The following is a 16,442-nucleotide window of genomic DNA, read 5'->3' as shown; positions in this document are numbered from 1 at the left end:
GTAGGGAGCCGCCTCATTTCGATAAACGCGCGAAAATGAAAGCCTCTCTTGCGTAAAGTGAGGGGAATCATGTCAAGGAGGGAGCCGTATGTCGACGGTGCTTGAAGGACGCTGCTTATGCGGTGCCATCCGCTTCGAGATTCGCGAACCGATGGTCAAATTCAGTCACTGCCATTGCGCGCAGTGCCGCAAGGGACACGGCGCGGCATTCGCGAGCTATGGACGAACGAAGCGTAAAGACCTTTATGTCCTGTCGGGTAAAGAGCGCATCAAAGCGTATGCGTCATCCGAATCGGTCCGTCGGGAGTTCTGCGCAGACTGCGGGACTTCTCTTTTCTGGTCGAGCAATACACCGGAGCTGGCCGATTGGATCTCGGTGGCGCTAGGGACGATCGACACCCCTTTCGCCGCCCCGGGACAGCGACATCTTCACGTGGCATCGAAAGCGTCGTGGTATGAGATTGAGGATCGGTTGCCACGCGAATAGCCTTACACCTTCTTCACGAACTCCGTTTTCAGGCTCATTGCACCGAAGCCGTCGATCTTGCAGTCGATGTCGTGGTCGCCGTCGACAAGACGGATGTTTTTCACCTTGGTGCCGATCTTGATCGTGCCGCCACCGCCTTTGAGCTTCAGATCTTTGATGACCGTAACGGTGTCGCCGTTTTGCAGAATCGCGCCGGTGGCGTCGCGATAGACGCGCTCGGTCGGCTCCGCCGCAACTTCGGCCTGCGCCGACCATTCGTTGCCGCATTCCGGGCAGATGCACATGCCGCCGTCTTCATACGTGAATTCGGAGTTGCATTTCGGGCATGGGGGCAGAGCGCTCATTTGATATTTCCCTGAAGTAATGCGAAGGCAATAAGAGCGCGAGAGTATAACGTTGTCGGCCAGGGCATCCCTTGCGTTGGCTCAAGGGCAGGGGGCATCCTGAAACCCGCGTGCAAGTCCCATCGGCTAAAGAATGTCGATGGCAAGACAATAAATTGCCTATGTTCACTATTTCCCACCAGATGTCATGCCTTCGACTTTGATGATCCATTCCACTGAGCCGGAGCGTCGCGTGAAGCCAGGTTTCAACTGGGCCGCACTGCTTTTTGGATCTCTGTGGGCATTTTCGGAAGGGCTTGTGCACCGAGGTGGGCGTTTGGTTGCGGTTGACTGCTTCGTTGGAGTTCTATGGTCCATCGGATATCCGGCGGCGATGTTGGCCGGGAGTGCAGTGTTTATCGCGAAGAACGTAGTTGTCGCTCGTTCTGGCGGAACGTGGCTGCAACGACATCTCGCAGATCAGGGCTACCGCGCGGTCTCGTAGCCTTTGTCGGTTTGGCCGACAGACCGCGCACAGGCGTTGAAATCCCTAATGGCTCCCGGGCGTCACACCGGCGATACTGGTTTGGCTGATAATGGGCGCCACGCCCGCCATTCCCCTTATTGCGTTGTCCCCGTCATGGCCGCCGAGATTCAGATTCCCATTCGTACGGAGTGCCCGCCCGGTGCCTGCACCTGCGAGCGGGAAACGCTCTTTCAGGATGCCCAAGGCGACCGGCGCATTCTGATGCTCACGCAAGCCGAGGAAAAGCGGCTGATCGCGCGAATCGAGGCGATTTCCAGCTACAACGATCTAAACCGCATGATCGGTTTGATGCAAGCCCAACTCGGCATTCGGTTGCGCATTACGCCAAGCCCGAACGAAGTCAAAACCCTGCGCGGCATCATCATTCAATTGGACGCGCAACCCGGCTTGTGCCGAAAAACCCGCTCCAACATTCCCGCCGCCATTCGACGTTGTCTCGACGCCCGCCCCGAAATCGCCTTTGCCATTCTCGATTCGCACGATTTGCTTGGCGGGATTTGATGCAGCATCGATAAAAAAGCCCGTCGCAACCTGCCGACGGGCTTTCAATGGCGTTCTTGTATCTCTTATCTGTAGGGCGCTGATTGTTTGACGATTGTCGTCACCGTCTTCACGGTCGCGGCGGAAATTCTCCCCGCTCCAACGCGATGCAAAAGTTCATCGGCAGGAACGGTTGCATGTTGTTGTGCGCCGCGCCGCCGCCAACGGCACTCATCGTCTTTGGCGACAGCGACACGAGCGATGACGCCGAATCCTCCACGAAAGCGTTCGCGCCCGCCGAGATGAATCGGGCAGGCAACTTGTCGTCGCCGGTCACATTGCCCGGACGCGTGTTGTTCGTATAAGCGGTGTGCGTGTGCGACGGCATGTTCGCTTCGGTCAACATCACCGTCGTCGCCCCCTGAATCTTGCCCAGATCACCCGCCGTATTCATTCCTTGCGCCACATATCCCCGGAGATCGGGAACGGCGAACGTGAGCTTGCCGTCACCACCGAAACGGTTGCCGATGACAGAAAAGAGCACCGGGTAGGCGCGTATCTGCAACAGCGAGCCGTCGCAAAAGGCCCAGTTGGCAGGCGGGTAGTTGCACCCAAAGATGCGAATTTCACCAATGTAGTATTCGTCCATTGTTTGCTCTGGTCAGCCCTGCGACGGATAGATGCCGTCCACGGCGATGATGTAGTTCAGCGTCGCCGTGGGCATGAGGTTGTTGTGAGGCGTCGGTTCTGCGTTGCCTGACGGCTTGATGGCCTTCGGCGACAACGCGGCCTTGCCGCCCGGGTTACGCGCACCGGTGTCGTAGAAGTTGGCGGCCGTTTTGGCCAGCATGACGCCATCACCTGGCGTCGGCGTGGTGGCATCGCTGGTCGTCGCATAGACGTCATGCACGTGGCCCGGCACCTCGGTCGACTTGAGTGTGACCGTGGCAGTCCCGAGCTTTTGCCCCAGCACGCGATTGCTCAACCCCAGTCCCTGTCCCATGCCGATCGGCACCTGATTACGCAGATCCGGCAACGCGAATCGGCTAACGCCGTCGCCGCCATACGTCGTTCCGATCAAAGAGAACAAGACTTCAAAATCTGAAATGTTGACGAGCGTCCCATCGCAGATCATCCAGCCAACCGGGGCGTAGCTGCCCGCAAACAAGCGAATTTCTCCATAGTACGGTGTCATGTCGAACTCCTAGCCGCGCGACGGGTAAATGCCGTTGATGCAGATCATGTAGTTCATGACCAGCGACGGTTGCATGTTGTTGTGGCCGAGCGCGTCGGACGTCGTGCTACAGGCTTCAGGAGATTCCTTGACGAGCGTTTGCTCCGTCGGCGGGCCATACAACGCAGCGCCGTCAACCGTTTTCCCTTCGTTCACCACAGCGCTTTTCGCGAACAGCCGGTTTTTGTCGGTGCTGGCGATGGGCTGGGTTCCGCTGTTCGCCGCGGCCTGAAACGAATGGGTGTGAACAGGCGTTTGCGCCTGCGTCAGCGTAACGGTCTCCTCGCCGCCGGGAACGCCTTGCTCGTAAGTCCCCGGCAGGCGATGCATAGCCACACGCCCGCGCAAATCCGGCAGCTTGAAATTGTTTTTGCCATCTCCCCCGTATTGAATCCCCAGGACCGAAAACAGCGCCTGATTGATATTGACGTTCATCAGTTGTCCTGCACATGGCGCCCAATCGCGCGGCGACATACCGAACGCAAACAACCTTATTTCCCCGAGATAAGCTTCCACTGGTTCTTCCTCGTTATGTGGCAGTGCCACGATTTTTTGATGAGTTGTTGGCGCGAATTGTGCCATCGAGAGCCAGTGATTTAAATTAGTTCGGAGACGTTATTTTTTAGTCTATAAATTTGAAACGGATGTTTTAATTTTTCTCATGTACCGAAAATTACCGGTTGAAAACGTCAGTGAAAACCCTTGATTCGATTGCTATCTGTTTGAATTTTGTAAGTACTCCTTGACACGCATTTTCATGTTTTTTACCCTTCCCACGCGTTCGCATAGTGTCGTGAGGTGTCGGTAACAATTAATAAAATGTACCGAAATGTGTGATAAGGCGCTTCGGCGTTTTATTCGGCGATATTGCTGCGATGGGTAAAAAAACAATGTGATCTCCGAGCCTGTGCAGGGCGGGGATTCGGGGAAAACATGTCGTCCAGCATTCGCTTCCGCCGCGGTGAGCCCGGCGCTCGTCCCGATTTGTCCACGCTTTGGCTTTTCTGGCTGAAGGTTTTGCTGGCGCTCGTCGCGAGCTTTGGGGCGTCGTTTGCTGCGGCGTGTACCATCAACTGGAATGCGACACTGGCGGGGCAGACCGTCTATACGATCACGTCGGCCGATCCGATTGTGAGGGCATGCGATCCGGCGCTTGACGGGCTTTTCAGCTCAGCCGGTGGTGACACTAATGCCGTCGTAGCCGCCGACGGGTCATCGCTTCTGGTCGACCTTTCGGGGACGGGGGATTACCCGTTGAAATTCACGCCGAGTACGTCGATAACGAACACGAACACGAGCTGGACGTTCACGATGTACCAGCAGTCTGGCGACCCGGTCACGATTAACATCACCCGTCAGCTTGGCGTTCCACAACCCAGTAGCGTTTCTCCCGCAAGCGGGCCGATCGCAGGGGGCAATACGGTCGTCATCACCGGGACGAACTTTGTCCAGGGGACCCACGTTTACTTTGACGCTACCGAAGCCACGAGTGTGACGGTGAACGATCAACACACAATCACCGCCGTTGCACCGGCTCACCTCGCGGGTGCGGTCAGCGTGGGGGTGTCAAACAACGGAGGGGCGGCATCAGGCAGCAACTTGTACACGTATGTCCCGCCGCCGACCGTAACGGGCGTCTCGCCGTCTCAGGGCTCTACGGCGGGCGGCACCAGTGTGACGATTACCGGGACAAACCTCGCCGATGTCACCAGTGTCATCTTCGGTGGAACGTCGGCCAGCATCACATCGAAAACGGCCACGCAGATCATCGCGACATCGCCTGCCGGGAGCGCAGGTACTGTCGATATCACGGTCACTTCGCCGGGCGGCACGAGTGCCGTCAGTGGGGCCGATCAGTTCACTTACGTCAACGCGCCGACGGTGTCGAATGTCTCACCGAGTTCAGGACCCACGGGTGGCGGCACGACGGTAGCGATTTCCGGCAGCAACTTTGTGGCGGGAAGCACGTCGGTGAAATTCGGCGCGACGGCGGCGGCAGGCGTGAGCGTCACCAGCGCTTCGTCGCTGACGGCCGTCGCCCCAGCCGGTGCTGCGGGCACGGTCGACATCACTGTGACGACCGCTGCCGGGACCAGCGCCACCGGCGCGAGCGACTGGTACACCTATGTTGCTCCTCCCACGCTTTCGTCCGCTTCACCTTCGACCGGTCCAACGGCGGGGGGGACGTCCGTCACCCTCACGGGCACGAATTTCACTCCGGGATCGACGGTGACCATCGGTGGGACGGCGGCCAGCTCAGTCACGTTCAATAGCGCGACGTCACTGACCGTGACCACGCCCGCGCATGCGGCAGGCGGTGCGGACATCGTTGTGACGACGGCGGGAGGGGCAGTGACGCAGACCGGCTGGTTCACGTTCATATCGCCCCCCGCAGTGTCGTCCGTCTCGCCCACGGAAGGGCCAGTCTCCGGCAACACACTCGTGACGATTTCCGGGACGAACTTCACCGCTGCGTCGCAGGTGACGTTCGGAGGGACGTCGGCAAGCTTTGTCGTCGTCACCGCCACACAGATCACGGCGACGGCGCCGCCGCATTCCGTGGGCACCGTCGATATTCGCGTGACGACGCCCGGTGGCACTAGCGCCACCGGCCCCGGGGATCAATACACCTACACCGCAGTGCCGACGCTCACGTCGATTTCGCCGACGTCGGGCAGCAGCAGCGGGGGTACGAGCGTAACGATCACCGGTACCGGCTTCACGCCGTCGTCGACTGTGAAGTTCGGCACCACCAATGCCACGAACATCTCTTACAACAGCAGCACGATGCTCACCGCCAATGCCCCCGCCGGTAGTGGCATAGTCGATGTGACCGTTTCCACGTCGGGTGGTACCAGCGCGACCAACGCCAACGACAGATTCACCTACCTTGCGGCACCGATGGTGACCGGTTTGTCGACGAACATCGGGGCGGCCGCGGGTGGCACGGCCGTGACGATCACCGGCACGGGATTCACCGGGGCGACTGGGGTCAGGTTCGGTGCGACGAGTGCAGCGTTCACCGTCGTCAACGACACGTCGATCACGACCTCGTCGCCTGCCGGATCGGCCGGGACAGTGGACGTGACAGTGACCGGCCCCGGTGGAACAAGTACCACCGGTTCGGCTGACCGCTTCACGTTCGTCGCCGTGCCGACGGCCGCCACGCTTTCCCTCCCCAACGTGCCGTTCAATAGCGGAGCGGTCAACGTTGCGCTCGATCTCTCGAATCACATCACGTCGGTGGCTGTTGGCACAGGGGCTGCCCACGGCACAGTCGTGGTGACCGGTACGACGCTGACTTACACCCCGACCCCCGGCTACTCGGGCTCGGATTCGTTCACTTACACCATGACGAACGTGGCCGGAACATCAGCGCCGGGCACCGTCACCGTCACGGTGCTGCCGTCGACGTTTGCGTACACGCCTTCGGCACCGGTCGCAGGCGCGGTCGGCGTGGCTTATAGCACCACGTCGCTGGCGTCGGCCTCGGGTGGATCGGGTACGTACATCTATGCCGTAGCTTCAGGCGCTTTGCCGACCGGTCTGACACTGAGTCCCACCGGTTTGCTTTCCGGTACACCGACGGCGGCAGGTACCTTTAACTTCTCGGTCAAGGCGACCGATGCGGTCACGACGACCAACCCGCCGGTCACCAGCAGCTCGCTGACCATGACGATCGGTGCGCCGACGATTACGTTTTCGCCGGGTGTCCTGCCGGATGCGACGGCCGCCGTTGCTTACACGCAGACGGTTCAGGCAACCGGTGGCGCGGCGCCCTATACCTATGTGTTGACCGGGACATTGCCTACGGGCCTGAGTTTTAACCCGGCAACGGGCACGATCAGCGGAACACCGACGCAGACATCGGTTGGCAGTGCTGTGACGGTCGTCGCAACGGACGCCAACCACTTCTCGGGCGCGATCGGATACAACGTGCGCGTGCTGGGCCCGAACCTGAACATCGTAACCAGTTCGTTAGCCGCCGGGACGCTGGGCGTGCCCTATACGCAAGGCATCTCCGTTTCGGGCGCGAATGCGGGCTTCACAGTGACGGCGACGGGCCTGCCGAATGGCTTGCAGCTCACCCAAAACGGTAGCGCTTACGCGATCACGGGGACCCCAACCGCAGCGGGGGCATTCTCCGTCACGATCCGGCTCAATGACTCGACGACAGGCACCGGCGCGCCGTTCTCCAGAACTGTCACGCTGCCCCTGAACGTCAACACGGGATCGATAACGCTGACGCCGTCCGCGCTCCCCGCGCCGATCGCCGGTCAGGCGTACACGCAGACGTTCACGGCGTCGGGCGGCGTTGCACCCTATCGCTACACGGTCACCTCCGGCGCGCTGCCCGCAGGGTTGACGCTCGACCCGGTCAGCGGGGTGTTGTCCGGCACCGCGACGTCGACCGGCACCAGCACTTTCACCGTCACGGTGAGGGATTCGAGTACCGGGCCGGGCACGCCGCTGAACGCGCTGCAAAGCTACAACGTCAGCATCACTGGGCAGGTCGCATCTGCCCCGGCCGTGCAGACGCAGACGCTCTCCAGCGCACCTGTCACGTTCCGCGCGACGGCCAACGCGGTGGGCGGGCCGTTCACGCGCATTGCGATTGCGACGCCGCCTGCCAGCGGCACGGCTGTGGTCAATGGCGAGGACATCGTCTATACGCCGACGCCGAGCACCAATGGCGACGTGACGTTTGCTTACACGCTGACCAACGCGATCGGTACGTCCGCCCCGATTCCGGTGACGGTGACCGTGCGTGCCGTGCCGGTGACGGCCGCACCGCAAGAGATGTCCGTCGCCGCCAACGGCACGGCCGACTTCGACATCACCACCAGCGCCACGGGTGGCCCGTTCACGGGCGCGAACGTTGTATCGATCTCACCGGCGAATGCCGGGACGGCAACGATCATCAGCACGTCGGCTGCGCCTGTCGCAGCGGGTGTCGCGCGTGCCGCCGTTGCCACGGGGAATGCCTACACGCTGCGCTTCGTACCGGCGGCGGCGTTCGCGGGTGTCGCCGTGATTACGTACACGGTGTCGAACGCCAACGCGACATCGGCCCCGGGCACGGCGAAGGTAACGGTCGCACCGCGTAAAGATCCGACGACCGATCCTGACGTGACCGGCCTCATCGGCGCACAGGTCGAGGCCGCTCGCCGCTTCGCCACCACGCAGATCGGCAACTACAACCAGCGTCTCGAAATGCTGCACGGTAAGGGACGTGCGCCGTCGAGCAACGGGTTGAACGTGGTGCTGCCGTCGGCGGATCGTGGCAACAGTCGCGACCCGGCGCGCTGTCAGGACGTCATCGGCATGACGGATCGCGACGCGTGCCTGCGGGGGGAAGTCAGCCCGACGGCGATGAATAAGGCGAAGAGCCTGGATGTGCGCGACAGGTCGGACAAGAACGCAGGCACAAGCGGCACAAGCGGCGTTGCCACGGGCGACGGTCCCGACCTGCCCGGCGAAGGCGAGAACGGCGACCAGCGTTTCGCCTACTGGACAGCCGGTACGGTGGACTTCGGTTTCGCCAACACGGCCGCCCAGCGCTCGGGCTTCAAGTTCACGACCGGTGGCGTGACGATGGGCGCGGACTATCGCTTCTCCGACCAGTTCTCGCTGGGCGCGGGCGTCGGTTACGGACACGACTCGACCGACATCGGCAGTTCCGGTACGCGCAGCACGGGCGACAGCTACAGCGGTGCGTTGTACGCGAGCTATCGTCCGATTCCGGTGCTCTTCGTCGATGCCGTCGCAGGCTTCGGCACGCTGAGTTTCGACTCGCGCCGCTGGGTCATCGACGCGAACGACTTCGCGCGCGGGAAGCGCAACGGCCAGCAGTTCTTCGGCGCCTTGTCGGCGGGCTACGAGTACCGGAGCGACGACTGGCTGTTCTCGCCGTACGGACGTCTGACGGCATCGCGCTCCACGCTCGATCAGTACAGCGAAACCGGTGCGGGGCTGAACGCGCTCACGTACTTCAAGCAGAACGTGAATACGCTCTCCGGCACGCTGGGCGTGCGCGCAGGTTTCGCGAAGGCGACACGCATCGGGACGTTCTCACCCTACATTCGCGTGGAGTTGCAGCACGACTTCAACGGTCAGAGTCTGGCGGGGTTGGCGTATGCGGATATTGCGTCGAGCGGGCCGGTGTACTTCGTGCCGGGCACTCCGTACGGCAGCGACCGCGTGCAAGTCGGCGCGGGGACGAAACTACGCACCGGTACGCTCATCTTCGGGCTGGATTACAGCGTGACGACGGGGATGGGCGGCTTGCAGCAGGGCTTCCGACTGACGTTCACGGCACCGTTCTGAGCGGTGTCGTCATCGGTTTATCAGGCCCGCCGGTCATTGGATCGGCGGGCTTTTTACTTTCTATCAGCGCCCCCTGGCGTGCTCGCCGCGCAGGGTCATGACGGCGCTGTCGACGCGCGCGACGACTTTGCCGTCCTCACGCTGGATGTCGCACTGATAGTGCGAGACGGTGCGTCCGCGATGCGTTGCCCAGGCGCGTGCCAGAAGTCGCGCGTCCCACACCGGGCGCAGGAACGTCGCCTTCAGATCGATGCTCGTGAACGTCTCGCCTTCGCCCATGAGCGTCGAGTGCGCAGTGCCGATAGCCGCGTCCGCCAGCTCGCACAGCAGGCCGCCGTGAACGGTGCCTTGCTGGTTGCCGTGGATCTCGGGATGAGTATTGAGTTCGATGACGGCGAGCGCTTCGCCGACTTCCACGATCCGAAAGCCGAGGAATTGCGAGATCGCCGTCGGGTAACGCATGTGGATGGATTCGTTGCCGTTGAGCGTGCCGTCGAGCAGTCGCTGCAAGTAGGTCAGCACCGGGTATTGCGTGTCTTGGGGGAGGTCGGTCGTCTGGTGCATGTCGGTCTCTTTTGACGTTTGCGATCTGAAGTGTCGCCGTCTAGAATCGGACAATCAAGAAATTGTCCTACGTACAGTCATGACCGATTCCCCTGTCTCCGCGCTCGTCGAACGCCTGTCGGGCGATATCCGTAGCGGTGTGCTGCCACCCGGCGCTGCACTGCCGACGCATCGAAAACTCGCGTCGCAGTACGGCATTGCGATTGCGTCCGCGACCAAGGTCTACGCGAAGCTACGAGATCTGGGACTGGTCGTCGGTGAGGTGGGGCGGGGGACATTCGTGCGGGATCGTCCGATGCAACGCGAGTGGGACGTCGACGACGAGGCACGACTGAGTTCCAGTGCAGTGGATCTATCGTTCAACCATCCGTCATGGCCTGATCAGAGCGAGTTGCTGCGCGCGACGTTGCGTGAGCTGGCGACAGCCGGGGATCTCAGTGCGTTGATGCATCAGCAGCCGCCCGGCGGTCGGCAGCACGAGCGCGAGACGGTGGCGGCGTATCTGCGTCGTGCGCGGGGGATCGACGTGCCGGGGGAACGCGTCTTTCTCGTCGGTGGCGCGCAACAGGGTCTTGACGTCGTGGTGCGAACGGCGTTGCGCCCGGGCGATGCCGTGGCCGTTGACGCGCTGACGTATCCAGGATTCAAGATGACGGCGTCGCTGGCAGGACTGGCGTTGAAGCCCGTCGCGACGGGGCAGAGCGAGCGTAGTGCGCCAAGAGGGCATGTGGTCCCCGATCTCGATGCGCTGGAAGCGGTGTGCCGTCGCCATGCTGTGCAGGCCATCTATACGATGCCGACGTTGCACAACCCGTTGGGTTGGGTGTTGAGTACGGCACAGCGTCGACGGTTGGTGGAGATCGCGCGACGTTGCGACTGCCTGATCATTGAAGATGCGACATACGCGTATCTCGTTGATAACGCGGGGCCGCCCATCGTCACGCTCGCGCCGGAACGCACGTTTTACGTATCCAGTCTCTCGAAGAGTATGGCGACGGGGTTGCGCTTCGGGTATGTCGTTGCGCCTGAGGCGTACGCAGCGCAGGTCAAACGCGTGGTGCGGGCGTCGTACTGGAGTTTGTCGAGTGTGGTCACGGCCATCGCGACGCGCTGGCTGGCGAGTGGTGACGTTGAACGTCAGGAGCAACGCCAGCGCGCGCAGGCGAAGTGGCGTCAGACGGTTGCCCGTGAGGCGTTGCGCGACATGGATGTAGTTACGCATCCGTCGTCGTTGTTTCTCTGGCTGCCTTTGCCCGAGGGGTTGCGCATGGATCGGGTGGCGTCCGCGCTGGCCGCGCGCGGCATCGCCGTATCGAAGGCGCAGGCTTACGCCACCACACGCCACGCGCCTCATGCCCTTAGGCTGGGATTGAGTTCGATGAGTGAGGCGCAGGTCGCGCCGGTGCTCGCCGAGGTGCGAGAGGTCATCGAGCGGATGCCATTGTGACGGGCGCGGGAGGCGGTTCTCCGGCAGCGCGGGAATTCATCACCTTGCTTAAGTTGCACATCGCAACTATATTGGTTGCGTGACGCAACCTTTCTGCGCCGCCGTCATACCTGACGTCATTCCCGATCTGTGTGAGATGCCTATGGACCTCGTCGATCTGCCTGGTAAGCCCCGCGAAGCGGAGATTCTCGAACTCCGCGATTTCTCCCGGAAACTGGTGCGCGAACTGGGGTTCATGCGAACCACACTGGCCGACAGTGACCTCGCGCCTTCGGCCGTCCACGCCATCATCGAAATCGGCGCGACGCCCGGCATCAGCGCCAAAGACCTCGGCAATATTCTGCGGCTCGATAAATCGAACACCAGCAGGCAAGTGGCGAAGCTGGAGGCCAGCGGCCTCGTGCGGCGCGCGACGGCCAATGACGACGCGCGAACCTCCGAACTCTCGCTGACCGAGGCAGGGCAGAAGCTGCGGCGCAAGATCGACCGCTTCGCGACGGATCAAGTGTCGAGTGCACTGCGACGCATCGTGCCCGCAGATCAGGAGGCGCTGGTCCGCTCACTCGCGTTATATGCCGATGCGCTTGCCCAGGACAATTCGGCAAAGCGGGTGGACGAGGCTGGGATCGATGCGCAGATTGCGGAGGGATATCAGCCCGGATGCATCGGTGATATCGCGAGCCTGCACGCGCGCTACTACGCAGAGCACTGGGGCTTCGGCGCTTACTTCGAGAAGAAGGTGGCGACGGGGTTGGCGGAATTTGCCGGGGCGTTGCCAGCGGAGGGCAAGGCGCTATGGTTGTACGTCGAGAACGGACGCACGCTGGCCTCGCTTGCCATCGATGGGAATCTCGAGACGGGTGTCGCCCACTTGCGTTGGTTCATCGTGGACGACGCGCTGCGTGGCTCGGGCGTGGGACGGCGTCTCATGTCGGCGGCCATGGCGTATGTCGACGCGCGATTCGACGAGACCTACCTGTGGACATTCAAGGGGCTCGACGCGGCACGGCATCTTTACGAATCGTTCGGTTTTCGTCTCGCGGAGGAAGCGGAAGGCGAGCAATGGGGAAGCCGCGTCGTCGAGCAGCGGTTTAACCGTCGCCAGGCGTGAATGGTCGCGATTTACGTGAGAAGTGTCAGAGCGTCAGCGAGCGACAGAACCGTCGTTCGCGAATCGAAGGCCGTTGCGAAAAGGTGTTCATGAACGATCGTGTCCGGGTCGTAGCAACAGTCCTTGACGGTGAAAAGTCGATAATCGGCGTCGCTTGCGTAGGCCACGGACGACAGCATGACGCCGGTCGAGGCGATGCCGAGCATCATCAACGTGTCGACGCCGCTTGCGCTCAGTCGTAACTGAAGGTCGGTGCCGTAGAAAGCGCTGGCGCGGTGCGCGATGACGAGCGGCTCGTCGGGCCGTTGCGCCAGCTCAGGCGAAATGGCGTCGTCGACGAACAATCCCAGTCGTTTCACGCCTTGCCCGTTGCGGTTCATCGGGCTGACTTCCGGATAGCCGGGGCTGAAGTGGAATTTGACGAAGTAGACGGCGATACCCCGAGCGCGCGCCGCGTCGCATAACGCGCGCGTGTTGGCGAGTAGTGTCGGTGCGACGGCGGGGAACAGCGCGAGGATGTCCGTCTGATAGTGCATGACGATCAGGGCGGTCTTCGCCGGGATCAGGGTCTTGCTGAAGGCGTCGGGGTTCTGCGACGCTGGATCGATGGTCTTGCGTTCGACAGATGACGTCATCGGATGTCTCGAAAGAGAGCGACGCAAAGGGATGGGGAGTGACGCGACGACTTTATCAGATGCTATGGGCGTCTGGCGCGCGCCGGAGTTCGATCAGGTGGCCGTGCTGTGCTGAAAAGCAAAAAGCCTTGATTTCTTCGCGAAATCAAGGCTTTTACTGTGTTTGGTTGCGGGGACAGGATTTGAACCTGTGACCTTCGGGTTATGAGCCCGACGAGCTGCCAGACTGCTCCACCCCGCGTCTGAGAAGAAGAATAATACGGGTATTCTGCGCATTGTGTCAAGCATTTATGACATTAAATTTAAGGCGCTCCCGAAATTCATGCGCGAGGCGTGCGTTTTTTAAGCATCCCGCGCATTCGCCGCTCACCACCGAATCGTGACGCCCGCCTGTACGGAATGGCTCAGGGATGCGGGGTTCAGGCCGCGTTTGTAGCCAACGTCCAAATCGAGATCCTTCGTCGGACTGTAGATAACGCCGACCAGTGCGTAGGCCGGTTTGGTCGATGTCGTGCTGTCGGGATTAGTGGCCAGGCCGATGTCGCCGACGAGGCGCACCTCCTCCGTCACGCTGAATAGGACGGCCGTCGACGCATTCCACAAGCTTGTGCGATTGCCCAGGCCGTTGTTGTTCCACGTGTAGCCTACGTTCGCGAGAAACGTCCAGCGGTCGAGGTTGTACTGCATCAACAGATTCGCCCCGGTCGTCGCGCGGCCATTGCCGAGGCCGCGGTCCTGGCTGGCCGTCGGGAGTGTGATGAAGGGTTTGAAGCCTAGACTCCATTGCTCCCCTTCGAGGAAGCGCCATTTGGCTTGCAACTGGAGATCGGTGAAGCCGCTGGTCCAACCGTCGCCGTCGGGGTGCGTGCGTTGATAGGGCGCTTGAATGGCGAGGTCGAGATTTGGGAGCACACCGTAGGTCAGTGTGTTGTTCCACTGCTGTTGACGCGATGTCGGTTGCGTCAACCATTCGCTGTTGAGTTCGAGCTGCCAGTTGCCCGTGTCTTGCGTACCTGTGTCGTCCGTGACGAGCGGATTCATCGCGTGTGCGGCCAGCGGAGCGAGTGTTGCGGCGAGGATCAGAAACTTCTTCATCGAAAACTCCGGCGGGGACCTGTTCTCTGTCTGTGTATGGCGTCGTCTTGCTGCGAATCTGCTGCGGATTTACTGTGAATCCGTCTGTCGATTTGCGGGGAGCGCAATGGATTGCGCAATCGGTCGGCGGCATCGTACGGGCGGCATGTGACACCGTCAATCGGATTGCACTGAAAAACCGGCGAACGTGTCGTATTTGCCGATGTTTCCGGTTTGGGAGAAGTGAAGGTCTTGCGTGTTGGTTTTCGGTGTGGTGACGAACGGCGCAAACGTGCAAGCCGCGGCCAGTGCGCGGTGGTAGACTTCGGCCCCTTTTCAAGCGCGGAATCGAATGAGATTTTCGCGGGCCGTCACCTATCCACTCGTCCCTCATGCAAGCCAGAAGTCATCTCATTTTCGGTGTCGGTGCCACATGGCTGATGCATCGCACCGGTTGGGCTGCCAGCGTTCATGCGTGGCCGCTTACGCTCGTCGGCGCGTTGCTGCCCGACATCGATCATCCAAAAAGTATGTTGGGCCGGCGCATTGCCCCGTTGTCGCTGGTGATCTCCGGGCTGTTCGGACATCGCGGCATGACGCACTCTTTGTTGCTGCCCGCGCTCGCCATCGTTGCATGTCTATATGGTTGGGGGCATGTGCCGCCGTGGATGCTTGCGTTATGTGCGGGATATCTCTCGCATCTGCTGGCCGACTGGTTGACGCCTTCCGGTGTGCCGCTTTGCTGGCCGCTTCGAACGCGCTTTCGGTCGCCGCTATATGTGACGACGGGGTCGAGTGCGGAGTGGTGCGTCGCGGCGGCGTTGGCGTTCGCGATGTGGCGTTGGTGGTAGTGCGCCCGGCCGCACGCGTTCGACGATGTCGTTCGTCGGGCGTGGGCGTCGGGCGGCGTAGGTTGAGTGGTTGGATCGGCTGAGCGTCGGTTAGCGCCAGATCAGCGGCGGCTCATCCATTAATGCGACTTGTTCGCGAAGCTCAAGGATTCGGTCCTGCCAGTAACGTTGCGTGTTGAACCACGGGAATGCGGCGGGAAACGCGGGGTCGTCCCAACGTCGGGCGAGCCAGGCGCTGTAATGCAATAGGCGCAACGTTCGCAAGGCTTCCGTCAGATGCAGTTCGCGGGGATTGAAGTCGGCGAAGTCTTCGTAGCCGGAGAGGACTTCGTCCAGTTGACCAGTCATCTCCGCGCGCGTGCCGGAGAGCAGCATCCAGAGGTCTTGCATCGCCGGGGCCGTGCAGGTGTCGTCGAAGTCGACGAAGTGCGGGCCCGTGTCCGTCCACAGGACATTGCCGCCGTGGCAGTCGCCGTGCACCCGTAGCAGTTTGACGTCTCCCGCTCGCTCATAGGCGCGGGCGATGCTGTCGAGCGCCAGGTCGACGATGGTGCGCCAGGCCTCGCGCAAGTCGGACGGGATGAAGTCGTTCGTCCACAAATAGTCGACGGGGGCGCGGCCGTAGGTGTCGATGTCCAGCGTAAGGCGGTGTTGGTACGGTTGTGTTGCGCCTTGGGCGTGGATGCGTCCGAGAAAGCGGCCAAGCCAGTTGAGCGTGTCTGGATCCTGAAGCTCGGGGGCACGGCCGCCACGTCGCGCAAAGAGGGCGAAGCGGAAACCGTCGAAGTGGTGCAGGGTCGCGCCGTGAATCTCAAGCGGGGCGACGACTGGGATCTCTTGCTGTGCGAGCGTCTGGGTGAATGCGTGCTCTTCGAGGATGGCGTCGTCGGTCCAGCGCTGCGGACGGTAGAACTTCGCGATCAGCGGCGGACCGTCTTCCATTCCCACCTGGTAGACGCGGTTTTCGTAGCTGTTGAGGGCAAGCAGACGCCCGTCGCTATAACTCCCAAGTTGTTCCACGGCGGTAATGACCGTGTCGGGGAGCAGAGCGGCGAACGGGTGCTGCGGCGCGTCGGCGCCGTGGGGGAGATCGGTGTCCATGCGCGCTATTGTGCCCAAAGCTGAAGGCGGGCGTCAGAGGATGTCGAGCGTTCCCTATATAGAGCGATGATGGACGCGAGCTGCGACGAACCGAGGAAAATGCGCCTTCGTAAAAATAGTTTCACAAAGGGCTTGCGCTCGCTGTCGAACGTCATTAATATTCCGTCTCTCGCAACGACAGCGACGCAGCGAAAGCAGCGAAGCGGTTGGGGCGACGGGCTGGAAAGCCCGGTGGTTAGTGGTTTTCGAGCAGGTGAGTCG

At 61.5% G+C, this 16,442-nt stretch carries 14 protein-coding genes and 1 tRNA gene; 6 read left to right on the top strand and 9 right to left on the bottom strand.

Features of this window, described 5'->3' with window-relative positions; all coding sequences use genetic code 11:
• Positions 1 to 88 precede the first annotated feature (88 nt).
• Positions 89 to 487 (top strand): GFA family protein, encoded by a 399-nt coding sequence (locus PAN31117_RS26430; RefSeq protein ID WP_150740810.1) that lies wholly within the window; start codon positions 89 to 91, stop codon positions 485 to 487.
• 2 nt (positions 488 to 489) lie between these two features.
• Here PAN31117_RS26430 and PAN31117_RS26425 read toward each other — a convergent pair whose 3' ends face one another.
• A complete protein-coding gene (locus PAN31117_RS26425; protein WP_039375523.1) occupies positions 490 to 831 on the bottom strand; it encodes a zinc ribbon domain-containing protein YjdM in 342 nt (113 codons plus the stop codon).
• A gap of 619 nt (positions 832 to 1,450) precedes the next feature.
• Between PAN31117_RS26425 and PAN31117_RS26420 the strand changes: the two genes are divergently transcribed.
• Entirely contained in the window at positions 1,451 to 1,858 is a 408-nt protein-coding gene (locus PAN31117_RS26420; RefSeq protein WP_150740825.1) for a hypothetical protein, read from the top strand.
• Between the two features lie 109 nt (positions 1,859 to 1,967).
• On the opposite strand, the gene PAN31117_RS26415 is transcribed toward PAN31117_RS26420, so the two are convergent.
• Genes PAN31117_RS26415 through PAN31117_RS26405 form a run of 3 tightly spaced genes read right to left on the bottom strand, consistent with a single transcriptional unit; the run spans position 1,968 to position 3,587 of the window.
• Positions 1,968 to 2,486, bottom strand: coding sequence for a phage tail protein (locus PAN31117_RS26415; RefSeq protein WP_150740809.1), 519 nt, complete (start codon positions 2,484 to 2,486; stop codon positions 1,968 to 1,970).
• A 12-nt stretch (positions 2,487 to 2,498) separates the two neighbouring features.
• Positions 2,499 to 3,032, bottom strand: coding sequence for a phage tail protein (locus PAN31117_RS26410; protein WP_150740808.1), 534 nt, complete (start codon positions 3,030 to 3,032; stop codon positions 2,499 to 2,501).
• Positions 3,033 to 3,041: 9 nt separating this feature from the next.
• Positions 3,042 to 3,587 carry a phage tail protein gene (locus PAN31117_RS26405; protein WP_174991155.1) on the bottom strand — a complete coding sequence of 182 codons (546 nt, stop codon included), beginning with the start codon at positions 3,585 to 3,587 and terminating at the stop codon, positions 3,042 to 3,044.
• Between the two features lie 417 nt (positions 3,588 to 4,004).
• Here PAN31117_RS26405 and PAN31117_RS26400 point away from each other — a divergent pair, with 417 nt between their 5' ends.
• Positions 4,005 to 9,398, top strand: a complete 5,394-nt coding sequence (locus PAN31117_RS26400; RefSeq protein WP_150740806.1) for an IPT/TIG domain-containing protein — start codon at positions 4,005 to 4,007, stop codon at positions 9,396 to 9,398.
• Between the two features lie 63 nt (positions 9,399 to 9,461).
• Here the strand turns inward: PAN31117_RS26400 and PAN31117_RS26395 are convergent, their stop codons facing one another.
• Positions 9,462 to 9,962, bottom strand: coding sequence for a PaaI family thioesterase (locus tag PAN31117_RS26395; protein WP_150740805.1), 501 nt, complete (start codon positions 9,960 to 9,962; stop codon positions 9,462 to 9,464).
• 79 nt (positions 9,963 to 10,041) lie between these two features.
• Here PAN31117_RS26395 and PAN31117_RS26390 point away from each other — a divergent pair, with 79 nt between their 5' ends.
• On the top strand, positions 10,042 to 11,409 hold the full coding sequence (locus PAN31117_RS26390) for an aminotransferase-like domain-containing protein (RefSeq protein ID WP_150740804.1): 1,368 nt from the start codon (positions 10,042 to 10,044) through the stop codon (positions 11,407 to 11,409).
• Between the two features lie 142 nt (positions 11,410 to 11,551).
• Positions 11,552 to 12,520 carry a bifunctional helix-turn-helix transcriptional regulator/GNAT family N-acetyltransferase gene (locus PAN31117_RS26385; RefSeq protein ID WP_150740803.1) on the top strand — a complete coding sequence of 323 codons (969 nt, stop codon included), beginning with the start codon at positions 11,552 to 11,554 and terminating at the stop codon, positions 12,518 to 12,520.
• An 11-nt stretch (positions 12,521 to 12,531) separates the two neighbouring features.
• On the opposite strand, the gene PAN31117_RS26380 is transcribed toward PAN31117_RS26385, so the two are convergent.
• The 3 genes from PAN31117_RS26380 to PAN31117_RS26370 form a co-directional block, all read right to left on the bottom strand.
• Positions 12,532 to 13,155 (bottom strand): cysteine hydrolase family protein, encoded by a 624-nt coding sequence (locus PAN31117_RS26380; RefSeq protein ID WP_150740802.1) that lies wholly within the window; start codon positions 13,153 to 13,155, stop codon positions 12,532 to 12,534.
• 164 nt (positions 13,156 to 13,319) lie between these two features.
• Positions 13,320 to 13,396 (bottom strand) — tRNA-Met (locus tag PAN31117_RS26375).
• 125 nt (positions 13,397 to 13,521) lie between these two features.
• Complete coding sequence (locus tag PAN31117_RS26370) at positions 13,522 to 14,250, bottom strand: transporter (RefSeq protein WP_150740801.1); 729 nt, start codon at positions 14,248 to 14,250, stop codon at positions 13,522 to 13,524.
• A 371-nt stretch (positions 14,251 to 14,621) separates the two neighbouring features.
• On the opposite strand from PAN31117_RS26370, the gene PAN31117_RS26365 reads away from it, so the two are divergent.
• Positions 14,622 to 15,080 (top strand): metal-dependent hydrolase, encoded by a 459-nt coding sequence (locus PAN31117_RS26365; protein ID WP_150740800.1) that lies wholly within the window; start codon positions 14,622 to 14,624, stop codon positions 15,078 to 15,080.
• 90 nt (positions 15,081 to 15,170) lie between these two features.
• On the opposite strand, the gene PAN31117_RS26360 is transcribed toward PAN31117_RS26365, so the two are convergent.
• A complete protein-coding gene (locus PAN31117_RS26360; RefSeq protein ID WP_150740799.1) occupies positions 15,171 to 16,181 on the bottom strand; it encodes a serine/threonine protein kinase in 1,011 nt (336 codons plus the stop codon).
• Between the last annotated feature and the right edge of the window lie 261 nt (positions 16,182 to 16,442).

It is taken from the genome of Pandoraea anapnoica (assembly GCF_902459765.1).
Classification (GTDB): Bacteria; Pseudomonadota; Gammaproteobacteria; order Burkholderiales; family Burkholderiaceae; genus Pandoraea; species Pandoraea anapnoica.
Note: the sequence above shows the minus strand (reverse complement) of the source record. Positions and strands in the feature narration are given on the sequence as shown.